At 56.2% G+C, this 20790-nt stretch carries 15 protein-coding genes; 8 read left to right on the top strand and 7 right to left on the bottom strand.

Going from position 1 to position 20790, the window contains the following annotated elements; all coding sequences use genetic code 11:
• Nucleotide 1: 1 nt before the first annotated feature.
• Together P2R09_RS21010 and P2R09_RS21005 are read left to right on the top strand one after the other, a co-directional pair.
• Nucleotides 2–1450, top strand: a complete 1449-nt coding sequence (locus P2R09_RS21010; RefSeq protein ID WP_275772830.1) for a tagaturonate reductase — start codon at nucleotides 2–4, stop codon at nucleotides 1448–1450.
• 4 nt (nucleotides 1451–1454) lie between these two features.
• The gene (locus tag P2R09_RS21005) at nucleotides 1455–2945 is read left to right on the top strand and encodes an altronate dehydratase family protein (RefSeq protein ID WP_275772546.1); all 1491 of its coding nucleotides are present in this window, start codon (nucleotides 1455–1457) and stop codon (nucleotides 2943–2945) included.
• Between the two features lie 194 nt (nucleotides 2946–3139).
• Here the strand turns inward: P2R09_RS21005 and sstT are convergent, their stop codons facing one another.
• The 3 genes from sstT to P2R09_RS20990 all read right to left on the bottom strand — a co-directional run bounded on the left by sstT (nucleotide 3140) and on the right by P2R09_RS20990 (nucleotide 6819).
• Entirely contained in the window at nucleotides 3140–4372 is a 1233-nt protein-coding gene (sstT, locus tag P2R09_RS21000) for a serine/threonine transporter SstT (protein ID WP_275772544.1), read from the bottom strand.
• 235 nt (nucleotides 4373–4607) lie between these two features.
• A complete protein-coding gene (locus tag P2R09_RS20995; protein ID WP_078805000.1) occupies nucleotides 4608–5576 on the bottom strand; it encodes a TerC family protein in 969 nt (322 codons plus the stop codon).
• Between the two features lie 256 nt (nucleotides 5577–5832).
• Nucleotides 5833–6819, bottom strand: a complete 987-nt coding sequence (locus tag P2R09_RS20990; RefSeq protein WP_275772542.1) for a Gfo/Idh/MocA family oxidoreductase — start codon at nucleotides 6817–6819, stop codon at nucleotides 5833–5835.
• A 146-nt stretch (nucleotides 6820–6965) separates the two neighbouring features.
• On the opposite strand from P2R09_RS20990, the gene P2R09_RS20985 reads away from it, so the two are divergent.
• Entirely contained in the window at nucleotides 6966–8654 is a 1689-nt protein-coding gene (locus tag P2R09_RS20985) for a chloride channel protein (RefSeq protein WP_275772540.1), read from the top strand.
• On the opposite strand, the gene P2R09_RS20980 is transcribed toward P2R09_RS20985, so the two are convergent.
• Nucleotides 8651–9154, bottom strand: a complete 504-nt coding sequence (locus tag P2R09_RS20980) for a M48 family metallopeptidase (protein WP_008925761.1) — start codon at nucleotides 9152–9154, stop codon at nucleotides 8651–8653. The genes P2R09_RS20985 and P2R09_RS20980 overlap by 4 nt on opposite strands.
• Nucleotides 9155–9237: 83 nt before the next feature.
• Here P2R09_RS20980 and rlmG point away from each other — a divergent pair, with 83 nt between their 5' ends.
• A complete protein-coding gene (rlmG, locus tag P2R09_RS20975) occupies nucleotides 9238–10356 on the top strand; it encodes a 23S rRNA (guanine(1835)-N(2))-methyltransferase RlmG (protein ID WP_275772538.1) in 1119 nt (372 codons plus the stop codon).
• Here rlmG and P2R09_RS20970 read toward each other — a convergent pair whose 3' ends face one another.
• The gene (locus P2R09_RS20970) at nucleotides 10357–12375 is read right to left on the bottom strand and encodes an NADPH-dependent 2,4-dienoyl-CoA reductase (protein ID WP_275772536.1); all 2019 of its coding nucleotides are present in this window, start codon (nucleotides 12373–12375) and stop codon (nucleotides 10357–10359) included.
• Nucleotides 12376–12618: 243 nt separating this feature from the next.
• Nucleotides 12619–13326 (bottom strand): polyphenol oxidase family protein, encoded by a 708-nt coding sequence (locus P2R09_RS20965; protein WP_275772534.1) that lies wholly within the window; start codon nucleotides 13324–13326, stop codon nucleotides 12619–12621.
• Nucleotides 13327–13432: 106 nt separating this feature from the next.
• Here P2R09_RS20965 and P2R09_RS20960 point away from each other — a divergent pair, with 106 nt between their 5' ends.
• The 4 genes from P2R09_RS20960 (at nucleotide 13433) to P2R09_RS20945 (ending at nucleotide 18610) form a co-directional block, all read left to right on the top strand.
• Entirely contained in the window at nucleotides 13433–14242 is an 810-nt protein-coding gene (locus tag P2R09_RS20960) for a 5'-nucleotidase, lipoprotein e(P4) family (protein WP_008925757.1), read from the top strand.
• A gap of 569 nt (nucleotides 14243–14811) precedes the next feature.
• The gene (locus P2R09_RS20955) at nucleotides 14812–15447 is read left to right on the top strand and encodes a carbonic anhydrase (protein ID WP_275772533.1); all 636 of its coding nucleotides are present in this window, start codon (nucleotides 14812–14814) and stop codon (nucleotides 15445–15447) included.
• Nucleotides 15444–16919: a SulP family inorganic anion transporter gene (locus tag P2R09_RS20950; RefSeq protein ID WP_275772531.1), complete on the top strand. Its 1476-nt coding sequence runs from the start codon at nucleotides 15444–15446 to the stop codon at nucleotides 16917–16919. The genes P2R09_RS20955 and P2R09_RS20950 overlap by 4 nt, the downstream gene beginning before the upstream one ends.
• Before the next feature lie 269 nt (nucleotides 16920–17188).
• Entirely contained in the window at nucleotides 17189–18610 is a 1422-nt protein-coding gene (locus tag P2R09_RS20945; protein WP_275772528.1) for a sensor domain-containing diguanylate cyclase, read from the top strand.
• A gap of 19 nt (nucleotides 18611–18629) precedes the next feature.
• On the opposite strand, the gene ddlA is transcribed toward P2R09_RS20945, so the two are convergent.
• Complete coding sequence (ddlA, locus tag P2R09_RS20940; RefSeq protein ID WP_275772526.1) at nucleotides 18630–19727, bottom strand: D-alanine--D-alanine ligase; 1098 nt, start codon at nucleotides 19725–19727, stop codon at nucleotides 18630–18632.
• Between the last annotated feature and the right edge of the window lie 1063 nt (nucleotides 19728–20790).

Raw genomic sequence — 20790 nt, 5'->3', positions numbered from 1 at the left:
GATGAAAAGGCTAAACCGCCACGACTTCCCGGGCGCACGCTATCGCGACAGGGTGATTCAGTTCGGCGAAGGTAACTTCCTGCGCGCTTTTATTGACTGGCAGATTGACTGGCTAAATGAACATCAGGACACCGATGCCGGGATTGTGGTGGTGCGGCCGCGCAACCGTGAAGTCAGCGACAGCCTGAATCAGCAGGATGGCCTCTACACCACGCTGATCCGCGGACTCAACGATCAGGGCGAGCAGGTCAGTGAAACCCGGCTGATCCGCAGCCTCAACCGTGAGATCCAGCCCTGGCAGCAGTTTGGTGAATTTATGGCGCTGGCCCGGAATCCCGACCTGCGCATGGTTTTCTCCAACACCACTGAGGCGGGCATCGCCTTTGTCGGCACGGATCAGCTTACCGATCAGCCTGCCAGCAGCTTCCCCGGCAAACTGACGCAGCTGCTGTGGGCGCGCTATTCCCATTTCAATGGTGCCAGCGATCGTGGCTGGCTGGTGGTGCCGTGTGAACTGATTGACCATAACGGCGACGCGTTGCGCGATCTGGTGCTGCGTTACGCCGATCACTGGCATCTGCCATCCGAATTTAAAACCTGGGTTCATGAGCACTGTGCTTTCTATAACACTCTGGTTGACCGCATCGTTACCGGCTTTCCGGCGGAAAGCGAACAGTTGCAACGTGAACTGGGTTATGAAGATCGCTATCTGGTGGCGGGCGAAGTCTACTACCAGTTTGTGATTCAGGGGCCGTCGGCGCTGTTCAGTGAACTGAAACTGGCGGCGCTGTCGCCACACGTGCGTCATGTGGATGACATTGCGCCCTATAAAGCGCAGAAAGTGGCGATCCTCAATGGCGCACATACCGCGATGGTGCCGGTGGCGTTTCTGGCCGGTCTTGAAAGTGTTGGGGAGGCGATGGCCGATCCGGCGATTGCCGGATTTGTGGATAACCTGCTGCGTCATGAAGTGATCCCGACGCTGGATCTGCCAGCCGATGAACTGCACGCCTTTGCTGATGCGGTACAACGCCGCTTCCGCAATCCGTTCATTCGCCATGCGCTGCTGTCGATTGCGCTTAATGGCATGACCAAGTTCCGCACCCGTCTGTTGACGCCACTGCTTGCCGCGCATCAGCAAACGGGCAAGTGGCCGACACACATCACTTTTGCGCTGGCGGCGCTGATCGCCTTTTATCGCGGCGAGTCAGCCGGTCAAAGCTGGCCATTACAGGATGAGCCGCAGTGGTTACAGCACTACGCCGACGCCTGGAAAGCACTTGATGCGGATCAGCTGTCACTGCAACAGCTGGTGCACGGCGTGCTTAGCGACGCGCAACACTGGGGCGAAGATTTAACCCGTCAGCCCGGACTGGCTACGGTTGTCACCCAACACCTGCAAAATATCATCGCCCACGGAATGCGTGAGGCGCTGAGCCAACTGAGATAACGCTATGCAAGACGCAATTAAAATTGATCCCCGCGACAATGTCGCCGTGGCGTTACGTGACTTAGAGGCGGGCGCCACCATAGAGCTGCCGTCACTGAGTGTGTCGGTGCAACAGGCGGTCGGGCGCGGGCATAAATTTGCCCTGCAGCCTATCGCCCGGAATGAGCTGGTGATCAAATATGGGCTGCCGATTGCCCATGCCACCCAGCCTGTGGCCGCCGGTGAGTTAATCCATTCGCAGAACGCCCGCACCAATCTCAGCGATCTGGATGAGTATGCGTATCAGCCTGAGTTCGTGACCTTACCGCCGCAGCCGGGTGACCGTGAGGTTCAGATCTACCGTCGTGCTAACGGCGAAGTCGGCATCCGCAATGAGCTGTGGATCCTGCCGACCGTCGGCTGTGTAAACGGCATTGCGCGTCAGATCCTGCAGCGTTTCCTGAAAGAGACACAGGAGGCCGAAGGTATCGATGGTGCATTCCTGTTCAGCCACACCTTCGGCTGCTCGCAGCTGGGACAGGATCACGAAAATACCCGCACCATGCTGCAGAATATGGTGCGCCATCCTAATGCGGGTGCGGTGCTGGTGATTGGTCTCGGCTGTGAAAACAATCAGGTCGATGTTTTCCGTGACACGCTTGGCGCGTTTGAAAGCGACCGGGTCGAATTTATGGTGTGCCAGCAGCATGATGATGAGGTTGAAGCCGGGCTGGAGCGTCTGCATGCCTTGTATGAAAAAATGCGGCATGACCGGCGTGAACCAGGCAAACTCAGCGAGCTGAAGTTTGGTCTGGAGTGCGGCGGTTCGGACGGTTTGTCTGGCATCACGGCCAACCCGTTACTGGGGCGTTTCTCGGACCAGATGATCGCTAATGGCGGCACCACCGTGCTGACTGAAGTGCCAGAAATGTTTGGCGCAGAGCGGATTCTGATGAGTCGCTGTCGCGACGAAGAGACCTTCGGCAAAACAGTAGCCATGATCAACGACTTCAAGCAGTACTTTATCGATCACCAGCAGCCCATCTACGAGAATCCATCGCCGGGAAATAAAGCGGGCGGCATCACCACGCTGGAAGAGAAGTCGCTTGGCTGTACTCAGAAAGCGGGGCAGAGCCAGGTCGTCGATGTGCTGAAATATGGCGAGCGGTTAAAAACGCCTGGGCTGAATCTGCTGAGTGCGCCGGGCAATGATGCGGTCGCTACCAGTGCGCTGGCAGGAGCCGGTTGCCATATGGTGCTGTTCAGTACCGGACGCGGCACGCCGTATGGCGGTTTTGTGCCAACGGTGAAGCTGGCGACCAACACGCCGCTGGCGGAGAAGAAACCGCACTGGATCGACTTTAATGCCGGACGGTTGATCGAGGGGATGAGCATGGATGCGCTGCTGGAAGATTTTGTCGATAGCATTGTCGCGATTGCCAGCGGTCAGCCGACCAACAACGAGAAGAACGACTTCCGCGAGCTGGCGATTTTCAAAAGCGGTGTGACGTTATAGTTTGCCGGGCGAAATGGCGGCGTTGGGGTCGTCATTACCGTCGGTTAATCCTGTGCCCTTCGCGGATGGCAGAGTCCGATCGCAAAGTCGCTTAAAGCATCCCTGCTCGCTCGTCCCGCGCCTTCCCTGGCGCGGGACGCTTTGCTCTTCGGACTCTGCCACCCGCTCTTTTAGCTTTTGAGCTATCTGAAAGATTAAGCCCGGCTGGTTTCGCGCTCTGCTTCTGCCTGACAGACGGCGGCCGTAAACAGAATATCAGTAGAGGAATTCAGCGCGGTTTCCGCCGAATCCTGCAGTACGCCGATAATAAAGCCCACCGCCACGACCTGCATCGCCAGATCATTCGGAATGCCAAACATATTACAGGCTACCGGAATCAGCAGTAGCGAACCGCCCGCCACGCCTGATGCACCGCAGGCGCAGAGTGACGCCACCAGACTCAGCAGAATCGCCGTCGGCACATCAATGCTGATCCCCAGCGTATGCACCGCCGCCAGCGTCAGCACGGTAATCGTGATCGACGCACCCGCCATACTGATGGTTGCGCCCAGCGGAATCGACACCGAATAGGTATCCTCATCCAGGTCCAGACGTTTCGCCAGCGCCATATTCACTGGAATGTTGGCAGCAGAACTGCGGGTAAAGAAGGCGGTGACGCCACTTTCGCGCAGGCAGGTGAAGACCAGCGGATAAGGGTTACGGCGGATTTTAGAGAACACCAGCATCGGGTTCACCACCAGTGCCATCAGCAGCATACAGCCGATCAACAGCGCCAGCAGATGCGCATATTGCCACAGCGCCCCAAAGCCGGTTGAAGCCAGAATCGATGCCACCAGACCGAAAATACCGACTGGCGCGCAGCGGATGACGCAGCGTACCAGCCAGGTCACGGCATGAGACGCATCATTCAGCAAGGCGCGGGTGCTGTCACTGCTGTGACGGAACGCCAGCCCCAGGCCAATGGCCCACACCAGGATGCCAATGTAGTTAGCCTGCATCAGCGCGGTGATTGGGTTAGCAACCATGCTCATCAGCAGCCCACGGAGCACTTCGGTGATGCCGGAAGGAGGAACGATTTCCGTGGTGCCTGCCGCCAGTGTAAGTGTCTGCGGAACCAGATGGCTGAAGACCACCGCGACCACCGCCGCGAAAAAGGTGCTCAGCAGATAGAGCATGATAATTGGCCGGATATTACTTTTCTGACCCTGCTGGTGGTTGGCAATCGAGGCGATCACCAGCATCAGTACCAGCAGTGGTGCGACCGCTTTCAGCGCACTGACAAACAGTTCACCCAGCAGACCGACTGCCAGCGCGGCATCGTGTGAAATCCAGGCGAGCGCCACACCAGCGATCAGCCCAATCAAGATTTGCTTCACCAGGCTTCCGGCGAGCAGCCTGCCCAGACGTGCGGAGAAAGTTTTCTGCATAATATTTTCTGTATTTTGTCGCGGATGTAGTTTCAGACGCGATGTTTTACATCGGCTAAAACGGTTTGCCCGGCGGAGTATAAGGAAAACATCAGATGAGAAAAGAGAAAGTTCTGTCAGTGTGGCACAGGTCAGATTTTAATTATGCTGAATAGTGGAAGTGTGACAGAGGGATGAAATGGCACGACAGTCTGTCGCAAAATAAAACAGGGGCATACGCTGCCCCTGCAGGTAATTATGGTGCGATCTTTTTCTGATCTCTTTTGCGGTTAACCCAGGCATTAATCAGCAGGGTTGAGGCCAGAATGGCGCCGACCACACCCAGTGAGATACCAACCGGGATATGGTACAGGTCCACAATCAGCATCTTAAAGCCGATAAACACCAGCACAATCGCCAGACCATACTTCAGCATCGAGAAGCGTTCCGCTACGTTTGCCAGCAGGAAGTACATGGCACGCAAGCCCAAGATAGCGAACAGGTTTGAGGTCAGCACGATGAACGGGTCGGTGGTCACGGCGAAAATGGCCGGGATACTGTCGACGGCAAAGATCACGTCGCTGAGTTCCACCATGATCAGTACCAGCAGCAACGGGGTCGCAAACAGCACGCCGTTTTTGCGGGTAAAGAACTTCTCGCCGTCGAGATCATCGGTCATGCGTAAATGCTTACGTAACCAGCGCACCACCGGTTTGTCGCCCACTGCACTGTCATCCTCTTTTGCCAGCGCCATCTTCACACCCGTGAAGAGCAGGAAGGCACCAAACACATAGAGGATCCAGCTGAACTGGGTGACCAGCCAGCTACCGGCAAAGATCATGATAGTTCGCAGCACGATAGCGCCTAACACGCCGTAGATCAGTACACGGCGCTGCAGGTTGGCCGGAATAGAGAAGTAGCTGAACAGCATCAGCCAGACGAAGACGTTATCTACCGCCAGCGCTTTTTCCAGAACGTAGCCGGTCAGGAAGGCGAGCGTCTGGGTGTTAGCGACTTCGCGTCCCACGCTGCCCTCCAGATACCACCAGAAAGCGGCGCTAAACAGCAGTGAGACGGAAACCCAGATCAGCGACCAGACAGCCGCCTGTTTGAAAGACATGGTCTGCGCGCCGCGGCGTCCCTGCAACAGCAGGTCGATAGCCAGCATGATAAGCACCACAACCGCAAAGCTGCCCCAGAGTAAAGGCGTACCCACAGTTTGCATATTCGTATCCTGTCTTAAAAAGAAAAAAAACGGCTGAAGTCAGAAGACGTCAGCCGCTTATTTTTGTGTAAGCAAACCTCGCCTTCCGGCAAGGTCTCACTTACAACACAGAAATCGATTCCGGGTTGCCTGATGACCGGATGCTTTCGCAACGTAGTGACGATCAATCAGCTTACAAGTTACTCCCCTTTGCAGGAGGGTAAGTTACGGTTTAGCCGCACAGGAAGCAACCTATCTCAGACATATTTAGAAATATTTACACAGCAGCCTGATCGGCCGGGAAGATGACACCAGTCTGGCGGCGGATTTCGGTCAGAAGCGCGGCGGTAATCCGCGAAACCTCCAGTCCGGGATGGTCCACCTGACGCTGCTCAACCAGCCGGGCAAACGCGGCCGCTTCATATAGCATGGTGTTGATATGCTGTGGCTCACTCAACGCCTGCTTTTCAGCACCACGAGGAATAAAGTTCAGCTTCTGGCACTCCGAAAGCTTCTCAATGACCAGCGTACCCGCTTCACCCTGAATTTCGCTGGGCAGTGAAGAGTCACTCACCTTGGAATGCAGAATCGTCACGTCGAAATCGCCGTAGCTCAGCACCACCACGCCATGGGCATCCACGCCGCTCGCCAGCAACGTCGCGGTGGCCTGCACACGGTCTGGCTCGCCCCATAGTGCTACTGCCGACGCCAGGCAGTAATAACCGATATCCATGACTGAGCCATTCGACCAGCGGGGATCAAAGGTATTGGGGTTCTCGCCGTTGAGATAACGCGGATAACGTGAGGAGTACTGGCAGTAACTCAGCAGGGCTTTTCGCAGTGTACCCACGTCTGGCAACGCCTGCTTTAGCCGCTGGAAGTTTGGCAGGCTGGCGGTTTTAAACGCCTCGAACAGCACCACCTGATGCTCACGGGCGCAGGCGATCATCTGCTCCACTTCCGCCAGGTTAGAGGCCAGCGGTTTTTCGCAAATCACATGCTTGCCGTGCGACATAAACAGCAGCGCCTGCTGGCAGTGCAGGGCGTTGGGGCTGGCAAGATAGACTGCGTCGATCTCCGGGCTGGCGGCCAGGGCATCCAGTGAGGTAAAGGTCTGTTTGCAGGGATAATCAGCAATAAAGGCGTCGGCCTGCTGCTGACTGCGTGAATAGACCGCACAGAGCTTCATCGCTCCGGTTTCATGGGCGGCATCAATAAACTGGCGTGTAATCCAGTTTGTTCCCACAATGGCAAAACGAATCACGTCATCTCTCCGGCAGCGTTAAAGCGGCAGAGTAACATCTCCCCGAGGCGGTGCAAGGGGGCCGGGTACGCAAGGATTGATCCTGCGATCCGCATTCCAATAATATGCTGAAGCCATGATATTCAGGCATCAACCAGGGAGCGAAGGTGAAAGCAAGTAAGCACGCATTAAACTGGACCACACTCCTGATCGCAATTCCGGTCGGGTGTGCGGCGTCGCTGGTGACGCTGGCTTTTCGCGGCGTGATAGAACTGATCAACCATCTGCTCTTTGCCCGCAGTGGCGAAATTACCGAGTCTCTGCATCTCTGGCCGTGGATCTTCTGGCCGCTGCTGGTGGGGGCGGGCGGGGTGCTGGCGGGCTATTTTTTGCGTTATGCGGTTGCCATTGAGCAACAGCAGACGGTGAAAACGGATTATCTTGAAGTGATCAACGCCCGACTCGATGCGGTACCGACGCGAACCTCGCTGTTCCGTGCCTTATCGTCGATTGCCAGTATCGGCAGCGGTGCGTCGATCGGTAAAGAGGGGCCGATGGTGCAGCTTTCGGCGCTGTGCGGCAGTGCGATTGGCCGCCTGTTACCGGCCTCACTGAACCTGAAAAACAGTGACGTGGTGGCGATGGCGGCTGCGGCGGGCCTGGCGTCGGTCTATCATGCGCCGCTGGCCTCGGCGATTTTTGTGGCGGAGATTGCGTTTGGCATTTCTGCCTTGCAGCGGCTAATTCCTCTGATTATCGCGTCGGCGACAGCGGTGATGACCATGTGGACGCTGGGCTTCCGCAGCGCGCTCTATCCACTGGCAGACGCGAACTTCGCCATGGATCTCAGCAGCCTGTTGATGACGGTGGTTATAGGTTTGAGCGCCGGTCTGGCGGGCTGGCTACTGATTAAATGCATCGCCCGCAGCAAAGTGCTGTTCAGCGGCATCGCTTCTCTGCCCTTGCGCCTGGGCGCGGGTGGATTCGCCGTCGGCTTACTTGCGCTGATCTCAACTGATATTCTCGGCAACGGCTACGAAGTGATCGTCAAAGTCATGGCAGGCGATTATCTGCTGCCGGGATTACTGCTGTTGCTGGTGCTGAAAACCCTCGCCACCAGCCTGTCTGTGGGGTCGAACGCTGTCGGCGGACTCTTTACGCCTTCGCTGCTGATAGGTGCACTGCTTGGGGTGATTATCGCGATGATCGGGGCGGCGCTGCATCTGCCGCTGGGTAATGTGCTGCTTTATGCCGCGATTGGCATGGCAGCGGTGCTGGCGGCGGTCAGTCAGGCGCCATTGATGGCGATGCTGATGGTGCTGGAGATGACGCTCAACAGCAGCCTGCTGTTTCCGCTGATGATAGCAACGGTGCTGGCGTCGATGGTGGTTTATCGCCTGCAATCCGCCAGTACTTATCCAGTGGTGAGTCATCACTTCAGCCGTTCAGAAGCGAAATACGATTTCGATAACATGCGCATTGCCGAGCTGATCATTCCTGGTGCGGCGTTGCAGCCTGAGGAGTCAGTGGGACAGGCGCTGGCAGTCAGCTCGCTAAAACGTGAACGCTACGTCTATGTGATCAACGCTGCAGGGGCGTTCCTCGGCGTAGTGTCGATTCATGAGATCTCACGGCGGGTGCTGGCGCAGGAGATCACCCTCGACTCACCGGTGGAGTGCGTCATGGATCAGGATTTCCCGGTGGTCTTTCAGAATCAGAGCATGCGTGAGGGATGGGAGGCGTTTGCCGCGGTCACGCTGGAGCGTCTGCCGGTGCTGAATAATCCTCAGGAGCGACGCTTTCTGGGGGCGCTGACTAAAACCAGCCTGATTCAGAAAGCGCAGGAGTTTCTTTAAGCCGCATTGCCGCGCATCGCCTGGTCAGTCATCCACAGGCGTGCGTCAAATTCGAGCTGGTGGTAATCCGGCTCCATGTGGCAGCAGAGCTGGTAAAACGCTTTATCGTGGTCTTTCTCTTTCAGGTGGGCCAGCTCATGCACCACGATCATCCGCAGAAACGGCTCAGGGGCGAGGCGGAAGAAGGTCGAGATGCGGATTTCCGCTTTCGCCTTGAGTTTGCCGCCCTGAATCCGCGAGATAGCCGTGTGCAGCCCGAGTGCATGCTTCATCACCTTGATCTTGTTATCCCACATCACTTTGCTGATTGGCGGCGCGTTGCGCATATAGCGGTTTTTCAGCGCCTGCGTGTAGTCATACAGCGCCTTATCACTGATCACGTCGTGGGTGTCAGGATAGCGTTCCTGCAGAAATGCACCTAAGCGCTGATGGGCGATTAGCGTCTGGACCTGCTCAAGAAGAGGGGCAGGATAACCCTGAAGGTAGATCAGTGAGGACATTAGGGATTCCTGGCGAAAGACAGTATACTGCGCCCCCGATTTTGGGGCGAAAATCAATCAAAGTGTACCACGCCGGAGAATTCATGAGCCAACTTGAACTGAACGATCGCACACTGATCCTGCATCGCTTCCCGCAGATGCGTGACGAAAGTCCATTACAAGCCTGGGATGCGGCTGATGAATACCTGTTACAGCAGGCGCTGCCAGAAGGACCTGTGCTGATCTTCAACGACAGCTTCGGGGCGTTAACCTGCTCACTGAATCCGCGCACTGTCTGGCACGTCAGCGACTCCTGGCTGAGCCAGCAGGCCGCCCGTCAAAATCTGAGCTTCAATGAGATGGATGACAGCAACGTACACTTTGTTGATAGCCTGGCTGAGCTGCCCGCGGCTCCGGCGGCGGTGCTGATTAAAGTGCCTAAAACGCTGGCGTTGCTGGAGCATCAGCTGCGTGCCATTCGTGAAGTCGTCACGCCAGATACGGTGATTGTGGCGGCGGCGCGCGCCAAAGAGATCCACAACTCTACTCTGCAGCTGTTCGAACAGATCATCGGTGAAACCAAAACCTCACTGGCCTGGAAAAAAGCGCGCCTGATCTACAGCCAGTTCAGTAAGCCTGAACTGCGTGAGGCCACGCCGACGCTGGTCTGGCCGCTGGATGGCACCCCTTATCAGATCCACAACTACGCTAACGTCTTCTCGCGTTCTTCGCTGGATATCGGCGCACGGCTGTTTGTGCAGCATCTGCCTGAAAACATTGAAGGTGAGATTGTCGATCTGGGCTGTGGCAATGGTGTGGTAGGGCTGGTGGCGCTGGAGCAGAACCCGCAGGCCGAGGTGCATTTTCTTGATGAGTCTTATATGGCGGTCGCCTCCAGCAAGCTGAACGTGGAAGTAAACCGTCCTGATGACCTGTCGCGCTGTCAGTTCCTGGTCAATAACGTGCTGAGCGGCTATCCATCAGATCGGCTGCACGCGGTGCTGTGCAACCCGCCATTCCATCAGCAGCACGCTGTTACCGATCATCTGGCATGGCAGATGTTCCGCGATGCGAAACGCTGCCTTCAGTATGGCGGCGAGTTGCGCATTGTCGGCAACCGCCACCTCGATTATCACCACAAGCTGAAGAAGTTGTTCGGCAACTGTACGCTGATCGCCTCAAACCAGAAGTTTGTGGTGCTGCGCGCGGTGAAAATGCGCTAGTCAGATCGTCAAAGCGAGTTGCGTTGCCTGCGCAATCGCGCGGCGCGCATCCAGTTCCTCCGCGACATCTGCGCCGCCTATTACGGTTACCACCTGTCCTTTTGCACGCAGCGCGGCTTCCAGTTCGCGCTGCGGCTCCTGTCCGGCACAGATAATCACGTTATCGACCTCCAGCAGCAGCGTTTCACCGTTACGCCGCAGGTGCAGGCCGCTGTCATCAATTGCCAGATATTCAATGCCGCCCCACATCTCAACGCCGCGCGCCTGAAGGCTGGTGCGATGAATCCAGCCGGTCGTTTTTGCCAGCCCGGCACCCGGTTTCCCCGTCCGGCGCTGCAATAGCCAGATTTGCCGTGATGCGGCAGGCGGCTGTGGGGCAACCAGGCCGCCGCGCTGCGTCAGGCTGTGGTCGATGCCCCATTCGGCGTAAAACGCCGCCAGATCCTCGTCATGCGACGGCTGAGACAGATACTCCGCCACATCAAAGCCAATCCCACCCGCGCCAATAATCGCCACCCGTTTACCCACCGGGCGCTTATCGCGCAGCACCTCCAGATAACTCAGCACACTGGGGTGATCGATGCCGGGAATAGCCGGTGTACGCGGCTTAATGCCGGTCGCCAGCACCACCTCATCGGCGTCACTCAGCTGATCGGGCGTGACCCAACAGCCCGTCTGAACCGTCACGCCTGCGGCCGCCAGCTGATAGCGGAAATAACGCAGCGTTTCACTGAACTCAGATTTGCCGGGGATCTGCCGGGCAATATTGAACTGACCGCCAATCTCGGGCGCGGCCTCATAGAGCGTCACCTGATGTCCGCGCTGCGCCGCCTGCAGGGCAAACGCCATTCCGGCCGGGCCGGCTCCCACCACTGCCAGTCTGCGCGGTGCGGTGCTGGCGATGACCGGCATCAGCGACTCATGGCAGGCGCGCGGATTGACCAGGCAGGAGGTGATTTTACCGGCGAACACCTGGTCGAGGCAGGCCTGATTACAGGCGATGCAGGTGTTGATGCTGTCGGGTTCGCCGCGCTGCGCTTTGCTGACAAAGGCAGGGTCGGCGAGGAAAGGGCGCGCCATTGACACCATATCGGCACAGCCCGACTGCAACAGTGCCTCAGCGACAGCGGGATGGTTAATACGGTTGGTGGCGATCACCGGCACCGAAACGTGGGCACGCAGGCGCTGCGTCACCCAGGCAAAAGCCGCGCGTGGCACGCAGGTGGCGATGGTCGGGATGCGCGCTTCGTGCCAGCCGATACCGGTATTGAACAGCGTGACGCCGCACTGTTCCAGCTCGCCCGCCAGTAATAAGGTCTCCTCCAACGAACTGCCTTCTTCAATCAGGTCGAGCATTGATAGCCGGAAGATAATGATAAAGGCGTCACCGGTAGCTGCGCGAACGGCACGGGTAATTGCCAGCGCGAACTGCATCCGCTGCCGGAAGTCGCCGCCCCAGCGGTCGGTGCGCTGATTGGTGTGTTTCACCAGAAACTGATTAATCAGGTAGCCTTCGGAACCCATGATCTCCACACCATCGTAACCTGCCTGCTGGGCCAGCCGGGCGCAGCGGGCGAAGTCATCAATGGTCTGTTCAATCGCCGCCTCGCTCATTGCCTGCGGTGTAAACGGATTAATCGGTGCCTGACGAGCGGAGGGCGCGACCAGATCGGGCTGATAGCTGTAACGGCCGGTGTGCAGAATCTGCAGGGCGATTTTGCCCTGATGCTGATGCACCGCCTCCGTAATCTGCCGGTGCCAGCTGCACTGCGCCTCGTCAGTGAGCATCGCGCCATGCGCGGTCGTGACACCCTGCGCATTGGGGGCGATGCCGCCGGTGACGATCAGCGCGACGCCTTCACGCGCCCGCTCGCCATAGAACGCCGCCAGACGGGCTGCACCATCCGGATGCTCTTCCAGGCCGGTGTGCATCGATCCCATCAGAAAGCGGTTTTTCAGTCGGGTAAAGCCAAGTTCCAGCGGCGTAAACAGCGCAGGATAATCAGGATTGACGGACATAATTGTCACTCACAGTAAAGTGGTCGGATGAGTTTACTCTAGCCACTTCTGCGTTAAAAAAAAGTGAAAGAATGTCAGGGTGTGAGTGAAATCATAAACAACGGCAGGGGAACAGGGTGAGCGGGCGGGGAGCGTCTGTGCCTTGCGCAGAACCGCCATCCACGGCCCGCGCGGCTTTGCCACTGGCGTCGCTTTTAATGTCCGGCACGCGTATGGCAGCCCTGATCACCCGCTGTGAAACCGTTAACGTCGCCGGATCCACGAATAGCGCGAGCGATAGCCGCTGCCATGGTGAGTATTGAAGCGGTAGCTTGAACCGCTCTCTGCCATGCAGTAGGTGCAGACAGTGACGTTATCGATCTGTGCTTCTGGCACACCTGCATTCACCAGCAAGTGCGTTGCCAGCGCAGGCAGATCGAACCAGACACCGTGCTGATGAGCAGAAGCCTGCGGGCGTTGTGCCAGGGGATTGACCGGCTGAAACGGGTGCCAGCGCAGCCCCCTGGCAAACGCCGGATTCTGCGCAATCTCCGCCAGTTGGGGTTCGGCCAGTTCATAGCAGCAGGGTCCCATTGCCGGGCCGATCGCGACCACCAGGTCCTGCGGCTTGCAGCCCTGTTCGCCGAGCTTTTCCACGGCGCGGCTTAGCACACCCGCCAGCGTTCCTTTGAGTCCGGCATGAACCGCGGCCACGATCCGCTGCTGGCGATCAGCGAACAGCACCGGCAGACAATCGGCGGTGTAGACCGCCACCGGTCGCGTTCTGCTGCCGATCACGCCATCGGACTCACAGCTTTTGGGCGGAATGTTCTCACTATCGGTGACCACGGTTGCGCTGTGGCGCTGATGTCCATAGGCGGCATCGGCGGGAGGTGGCTCACCGGCTGGCTGAAACGCATAATCGAGCCACTCCAGCGAATCGAGCAACGGCGAGCGCGGGATCACGGCCATAAGAATCTCCTGTTATAACAGCGTGCGTTGGGCTGCCCACAGCTTACGTTAACTGCTACATTTTTGAAGCTTCTCCTCAGACCTTTCTCACCTTAAGGATGAAATGATGAAAACCTCCGCAAAACTCGCAGCATCCGGACTGGTCGCGCTGCTTCTGACCGGCTGCGCCTCGTCGACACATCAGACCGCGCAACAGCAACTCGGTCAGCAATCGGTGCTGGCTGTAAACTGGTTCCAGCAGTCTGGCGAATATCAGGCGCTGACCTGGCAGGCGTTTAACACCGCGCGCATGGCATTTGATCAGGCACCGTCGCTGACCGGCAAACCTAAAGCGGTAATTGTCGATCTGGATGAAACCATGCTGGATAACAGCGCCTACAGCGCGTGGCAGGCGAAAAACGGCCAGCCGTTCAGCAGCAAAACCTGGTCAGCCTGGACGCAGGCGCGTCAGGCGAAAGCGGTGCCGGGCGCGGTTGAGTTCGCGCGTCATGTGACAGAAAATGGCGGCACGCTGTTTTATGTCTCGAACCGCGATCAGAAAGATTACGCTGCCACGGTCGCCAACATGCAGCAGCTCGGCTTCCCCGACGTCAGCGATAAAACGGTACGTCTGAATACCGACAGCTCCAACAAGCAGGCACGTTTCGATGCCATCAAAAATGCGGGCTATAACGTGGTGCTTTACGTCGGCGATAACCTCAACGATTTTGGTGGGGCGACCTGGCATAAAGGGAATCAGACGCGTCGCGATTTCGTGAATCTTAATCATCAGCAGTTCGGGACGCAGTTTATCGTGTTACCTAATCCACTCTACGGCGACTGGGAGAGCGGAATGGCGGAAAACTACAATAAGCTGACCCCGGAACAGCAGTTGTCGGTGCGTGAATCACGTCTGCAGAGCTGGAACGGTAAATAATTCGTCAAGAAAAAGAGCCTGCTCGTTCAGGCTCTGTTTATTATTGGTCCTTATTTACTTACCGCCGGCACTATTCTCCTGCAAATTAAATTAATCATCTCTTGCTCCCTTCTTAACTCAATACAGGTATATCTGACTGGCTTATACCCATTAAGCCGGTTTATTGTGCTAATGGTTAATTTTTTAATTAAGAGGATTCCTGGTGAAATGAGCGCTGGTTGGTATGGTGCTGAAAAACCCCTTTGTTAATGCTTGTATTTATTTGTCAGCATTAACTTTAGTTAATTTTCTAACTACATGTTTTTCATTCATTAAAAATGAATTCTGGCTTTTCCCTTTCGTCTTTGCTGCTTAATTAAATTTACGTAACCCTGACTCTTACTGACGGCAAATTGACAAAATCTGTGAGGTCAAAGCGTTGTGAAATATTGCCCGTGCATTGGCAATGGTTAGCGTCTATAACCTTTTTCTGTGACTCAGTTCTTATTTCCCTGGCGGCTCATGCTTTATTTGTGTGCCGACACATGTTGTGGTTAGCCAGGATGCGACATCCCGGTAGTAGAGAGAAGATGATTGTGACGACACTTAAACCCTTATTAGCGAAAAATCGCAGTTGGGCCTTGCAGCGCCGCCAGCGTAATCCGGATTATTTTAAAAAATTCCTTCATCAGCAAAAGCCGCACTCACTCTGGATAGGTTGCTCTGATAGTCGCGTTCCGGCTGAGGTATTAACCGGCTCCCATCCTGGCGAACTCTTTGTACATCGTAATATCGCCAACATGGTGATTGAGGACGACGACAATTTGCTGAGCGTACTGCAATACGCGCTCTTCTTTCTCGGTGTGAAACGCATTGTCCTGAGCGGCCACTATGGCTGTGGCGGCGTAGAAGCCGCGCAAAACCTGCCGGGCAGCGTGCTGGACGGACAGGAAAGCGCGCTGGCGAGACGTATTCAGACGCTGCGAAATGATATTCAGCAGCGGCTGGCAGAAAGCCCGCCCTCAGACGCGGCGCCGGGTGAACAGCTTGATCGGCTGGTTGAGGCCAACGTGAAGGCGCAATTCGCCAGACTGGTGAAATCTGAACCGGTTCGGCAAATCTGGCAATCGGGCCAGGAACTGGAGGTGTTTGGTTGTGTTTATGACCTGCGCTCCGGTCATCTCAAAGAACTGATTCATCAATCTGCAGAGGAACCTTCACTATGAACCTCGATACCCTGCGTCGCGATATTCCTGCGGGTCTGGTGGTGTTTCTGGTCGCCTTACCGCTCTGTCTTGGCATTGCACAGGCCAGCGGATTACCGCCGTTTGCCGGTTTGCTGACGGGTGTGATTGGCGGTCTGGTCGTAACGTCGCTGAGCCCATCCCGATTTGCCGTCAGCGGCCCGGCAGCGGGCCTGGTCACTATCGTGGTCGCCTCAATGGCGTCGCTAGGCAGCTTCTCCGCGTTTCTCACTGCACTGATTATTGCCGGGGCGCTGCAATGCCTGTTTGGTCTGCTGCGCGCCGGTCGGTTTATTTCGCTGGTGCCGGGCAGCGTCATCAAAGGGATGCTGGCGGCGATTGGTTTGCTGCTCATCATGCAGCAGATCCCGGTGGCACTGGGTGCCGCTGGCGATGCGGAGCTGGTGTCGCTGGTGACCGGCGAGATTACCTTCTCGCTGCCCGCAATCGTGGTAGCGGGTGTCGGTCTGGCCATTTTATGTCTCTGGACCACCGCACCGGTCAAACGGATCAAAGCACTGGCCTGGATCCCCGGCCCGCTGATTGCCGTGCTCATCGGCTGCCTGGCAACCGTGATGGGTGGGAGGCTGTTTCCTGAGATGACGCAGGGTCTTGCACGCATTTCGCTGCCCGCTTTTGACAGCGTCTCTGCGCTGGTGGCGGAGCTGGAAACGCCTGACTGGATGGCCTGGCAGAATCCGCAGGTCTGGGTGGTTGCGGTGACCTTAGCACTGGTCGCCAGTCTGGAGACGCTGCTGAGCCAGGAGGCGCTGAAAAAATTGCGTCCTCAGACGCCCACGCCGTCGCCCAACAAAGAGATGTTCGCGCAGGGTATTGGTAACCTGGCTGCCGGTTTCCTTGGGGCGATGCCGATCACGGCGGTGATCGTGCGCAGTTCGGTTAATGTCAGTGCGGGCGCGCAGACCAAACTGTCGATCTTCATTCACGGTGTGCTGCTGCTCATTTGCGGCATGTGGTTCAGTGAGATGCTGAACGCCATTCCGCTGGCCAGCCTCGCTGCCGTGCTGCTCTATACCGGCTACAAGCTGGCGACACCCAAACTGTTTATTGAGCAGTTCCGGATGGGCGCACAGCAGTACATGCCGTTTCTGGCCACCATTATCGGGATTATCACGCTGGGTATGCTGGTCGGTATTGGCATCGGCATCGCCACGCAGATCCTCTTCAGTATCTACAAAAGTCATCGCAACGCGCTGCAACTCACCCGTTATGACGACCATTACGTGCTGCGTTTTCAGCAGAACCTGACCTTTATGCATAATCCAAAGCTGCAAGGCTTACTGGATGAGATCCCGGAGAACAGTGTGGTCATCGTCGATAATGATAATGCTGAATATATCGATCCGGACGTCAAAGCGGTGCTTAAAGATTTTGGCGATAATGCCGATAAACGTGGCATTCGTCTGAGTCAGTGGCCGGTTGCCGTAAAATAGACTTTAGCGCAACGGTAAAGTCGTCAGAGAGGCAAAAATCGGATATCTCGGATAGCCGATTTTTTTATGTGCGAGGCATAATAAGGCCCCAGTTTCTACTGTCATCTGATGGGGTTAGCCTCAAAACGGTAACTTTCCTGAGTTAGCCCATGAAACGAGGTTTTATCGCCGGATGACATTGAGGATATTCAGGATTTAATCATTCTGACACCACGCGCCTGTGCAGGCTGGCGTGGACAGCCAGCCTCTCTGTGACAAGGTCCGGATGTATGCGCATACAGCTGTTTGAAGAGCACAACGTTAAGAAGAACGCATTTTTACTGTTTTTAATCACGTTGCTGTTTTGCTTTATCGGCGGACACCTGCGCTTTCCACAGGAGCTGTCGCTGTTCTGGCCGGTCAACGCGATCGTCACTGGCGTGATCGTCCGGAATCCTTTTCTGCATCAGACCCGCTATTACCTGGCCACCTTTGCTGCGATGGTGTTTAACGACATCGTTTTTTCAGGCTGGGCGCTCTCTGCTTTTACCCTCAACATGGCGAATCTTCTGTTTGTGCTGGTGGCGGTGACGCTGCTGGTAAAACATCTTCAGCACGACTCCGGCAGCGAGCGTATAACCAGCGTGCTGCGTATTTTTCCGGCCTGTCTGCTGGCCGCGCTGGTCTGCGCCAGCTGGGGGGCGCTGGCGCAGCAGGCCGATTTTAACAGCGGGCTGGTGACGGCCTGGGGCGAATGGTTCAGCGAACAGTTCTCAACCGGGCTGATGCTGCTGCCCTTTTTGCTGACGCGCGACTGGTCGTCGCTGTCGCCCAGCCAGTTTTTGCAGATGCGCAAGCTGGCACCCGTTATCGCCCTGATCTTTTCAATGATAATCGGGACGATGATGGGCGGCGCGGGCAGCCTGACGTTTCCGGTTCCGGCGCTGATCTGGTGCGCCATCGTGTTGCCGATGCCGCTGACCAGCCTGGTGATTCTGCTGAGCGGCATTGCCGAAATTATTCTGGTCTCTCATGGCGTGATGAACATTCAGGGCGATGACTCGCTGCTGCCCGTCAGCCATCTGACGTCGGCGCGACTGGGCGTGGCGACCATCGCGATTAGTCCGCTGATTGTGGCCGCGAGCATGGATGCGATCCGTCAGCTGAATCAGCGACTGGCACTGCGCGCGAATTATGATTTCCTGACCCGGCTGCTGTCGCGTTCAGGCTTATATGAAAGCCTGCATGTGGAGCCCATCTTCCCGGAGCGTAAAGTGGGCGTGATCCTGCTGGATGTCGACTACTTCAAAGCCATCAATGACAATTTTGGTCATGATGCAGGCGACAGCGTGCTGGAAGAGATTGCCCGCCGGATGCAGCGGGTGGTGGGCAAAGAGGGGCGCATCTGCCGGTTTGGCGGCGAGGAATTTGTGGTAGTCCTGTTCGACCATAATCCCGAAAAGCTCTATTTCCTTGCTGAGAGTATCCGGCAGAAGATGGCCAAAGAGAAGTTCTGGCTTCAGGGCAGTACGGCCACGGTGACCGTCAGCCTGGGGCTGGCTCATGGCTGTGCCGAAGAGGCGACAGAGTGGCATCGGGTGATTAACCGGCTCATCTCCGCGGCGGATAAGAATCTCTATCTGTCGAAACGCAATGGCCGCAATCAGACATCGCCGGTTAACTATCGCACTATCACCAGCGACGTGGCATAACACCACGCCGCGGGGCGGGTCAACTGACGCTGCTCTTCAGCGTGCTGGCCTGCTGATGGCGTTCAATTGCCAGGTCAATCAAACGGCTGATCAGATCCTGATAGCTCAGTCCGGCCGCCTGCCAGAGTTTGGGATACATACTGATATTGGTGAAGCCAGGCAGAGTATTCACTTCATTGACGATAATATCGCCGTCATCGGTGAGGAACACGTCAACACGTGCCATGCCAAAGCACTCCAGCGCGGTAAAGGCCTTGATGGCGACGGCACGAATCGCATCGCTGGTTTCCGGTGCGATGGCCGCCGGCACGACCGTCTGTGCACCGCTTTCAGAGATATATTTGGTGTCATACGAGTAGAAGGCATCATGCACCACCACTTCTCCGCAGGGACTGGCTTCCGGCGCATCGTTGCCTAGCACTGCACACTCAATCTCCCGGCCTTTGATGCCCTTTTCAATCAGTACTTTGCGGTCAAAGGAGAAGGCCAGCGTCAGTGCGGCATCAAATTCTTCAATGCTATCTACTTTGCTCACGCCCACCGAAGAACCCTGGTTAGCGGGTTTGATAAACAGCGGCAGACCAAAGCGGGCAATCACCGCTTCTGCGTCCAGCTGGGGTCGTTGTGCCTGGGTGACGCTCAGCCACGGCGCGACGTTGAGGCCGGCATCGCGCAACAGGCGTTTAGTGAAATCTTTGTCCATGCTCACCGCAGAACCCAGCACATCGGAACCGACGAACGGTAAAGAGGCCATACGCAGCAGACCCTGCAGAGAACCATCTTCACCCAGCGTACCGTGAACAATCGGGAAGATAACGTCGATTTGCGACAGTGGATGGGCGTTGTGACGGGTGATGATCTGCTGCTGCGTCTTACCCGGCACCAGCGCCACATCTTCAGCGGCGTGATTCAGTGCGATCAGCGCCGGATTTTCAGCGTTAAGTAAGAAGTTGGACGCATCATTCAGACGCCAGTGTCCCTGTTTGTCGATGCCCAGCAACACCACGTCAAACCTGGTTTTGTCGATCGCCTCAAGGATATTTTTGGCCGATTGCAACGACACCTCATGCTCGGCCGACTTCCCGCCAAACACGATCCCTACCCGCAACTTTGTCATCTGTTTTGCCCACTGAAAAAATCAAAACCACAAGATAGCATGGGGTTTGCACGGGTTAAATTACCTGAAATCTAAATGCTGGCGACAGTAATTGCCTCGTCAGGCTGTTTTAATCGCAGCTACCTTTTCTCCATACGGTATCGACAGGTCGCAGAGATGACGTCGGATGAAGAGCGGTTGCAGATCAGAAAGGATAAGAGATGACTAAATCTGACGATCAGGCAGAGGGCAATGCGGGATATCGCCAGGTTCGGCTGGAGAATATCACAACCCGTTGTCGTACCTTACTCAGTATGGTGTTGCGGGCGCTTTCGGGATAATGATCTGCGATGTGGCGATGACGCCACATTCAGGACTATGGCTGACGATTCGCGGTGCCGCTTGAGAGGATGAAAACTGTGAGCTGAGGTAAAACGGTCAGCGTGGAAGATAGCTTCTGCCAGATTCGCTTGTGTTCACACCAGCAAATATGAGGATGAGTACGTTTTCTCAGTTGCTCTCATCTTTGTGCGGCACATCATTTCTTTTTTGGTCGGGCGTTATCTTGCATAGAGGTTCGTAGGCAAGACCTGAGATCTTCCTGGTGTCCCTGACGGGCTTCTTCTCCTTTCGCTTTCCCGACATGACAGGCCATGCGCTAAATAACTCTGAGAGTATTTCGAAAATCTGATGCATAGCTGTTGCTCACTTGTTCGGGTCAGGCAATGCCAGTGACTTTAACATGAAGCTAATATTTAATGGGCCGGATTTATGAGAGGCGTTGAGGGTTAGTTACAGGTGAGAAACCGGGTCGCTGTTTCCGGCTTCAGCCATTATTGATGCGTGGTGGACTCTTTGAAACCGTCTACTGATTCTGCTGTGTGGCGCCAGCCGTGCCATTGATGATAAAGACTCGCAGAAGGCTCTACAATTCACGGTCTTGATTCGGGCTGCTCAGGATAATCAGTTGAGGATTTCCCATGGCAGTGAAAAAGCATCGCCACTTTGCCGCTACTCGAAAAGCCAGTAACAAAAAAGCCGCTTCAACGAGCGGCTTAACTATATGTTTTTATAGCTAAATTTG

It is taken from the genome of Pantoea sp. Cr_R13, assembly GCF_029222565.1.
In the GTDB taxonomy this organism is placed as follows: Bacteria; Pseudomonadota; Gammaproteobacteria; order Enterobacterales; family Enterobacteriaceae; genus Pantoea; species Pantoea eucalypti.
Note: the sequence above shows the minus strand (reverse complement) of the source record. Positions and strands in the feature narration are given on the sequence as shown.

Excerpts from the sequence above, each read along its gene's own strand:
- P2R09_RS21010 (WP_275772830.1), top strand. The coding sequence starts at position 2 with ATGAAAAGGCTAAACCGCCACGACTTCCCGGGCGCACGCTATCGCGAC.
- P2R09_RS21005 (WP_275772546.1), top strand. The coding sequence starts at position 1,455 with ATGCAAGACGCAATTAAAATTGATCCCCGCGACAATGTCGCCGTGGCG.
- sstT (WP_275772544.1), bottom strand. The coding sequence starts at position 4,372 with ATGCAGAAAACTTTCTCCGCACGTCTGGGCAGGCTGCTCGCCGGAAGC.
- P2R09_RS20995 (WP_078805000.1), bottom strand. The coding sequence starts at position 5,576 with ATGCAAACTGTGGGTACGCCTTTACTCTGGGGCAGCTTTGCGGTTGTG.
- P2R09_RS20980 (WP_008925761.1), bottom strand. The coding sequence starts at position 9,154 with ATGTCCTCACTGATCTACCTTCAGGGTTATCCTGCCCCTCTTCTTGAG.
- rlmG (WP_275772538.1), top strand. The coding sequence starts at position 9,238 with ATGAGCCAACTTGAACTGAACGATCGCACACTGATCCTGCATCGCTTC.
- P2R09_RS20970 (WP_275772536.1), bottom strand. The coding sequence starts at position 12,375 with ATGTCCGTCAATCCTGATTATCCTGCGCTGTTTACGCCGCTGGAACTT.
- P2R09_RS20965 (WP_275772534.1), bottom strand. The coding sequence starts at position 13,326 with ATGGCCGTGATCCCGCGCTCGCCGTTGCTCGATTCGCTGGAGTGGCTC.
- P2R09_RS20960 (WP_008925757.1), top strand. The coding sequence starts at position 13,433 with ATGAAAACCTCCGCAAAACTCGCAGCATCCGGACTGGTCGCGCTGCTT.
- P2R09_RS20955 (WP_275772533.1), top strand. The coding sequence starts at position 14,812 with ATGATTGTGACGACACTTAAACCCTTATTAGCGAAAAATCGCAGTTGG.
- P2R09_RS20950 (WP_275772531.1), top strand. The coding sequence starts at position 15,444 with ATGAACCTCGATACCCTGCGTCGCGATATTCCTGCGGGTCTGGTGGTG.
- P2R09_RS20945 (WP_275772528.1), top strand. The coding sequence starts at position 17,189 with ATGCGCATACAGCTGTTTGAAGAGCACAACGTTAAGAAGAACGCATTT.
- ddlA (WP_275772526.1), bottom strand. The coding sequence starts at position 19,727 with ATGACAAAGTTGCGGGTAGGGATCGTGTTTGGCGGGAAGTCGGCCGAG.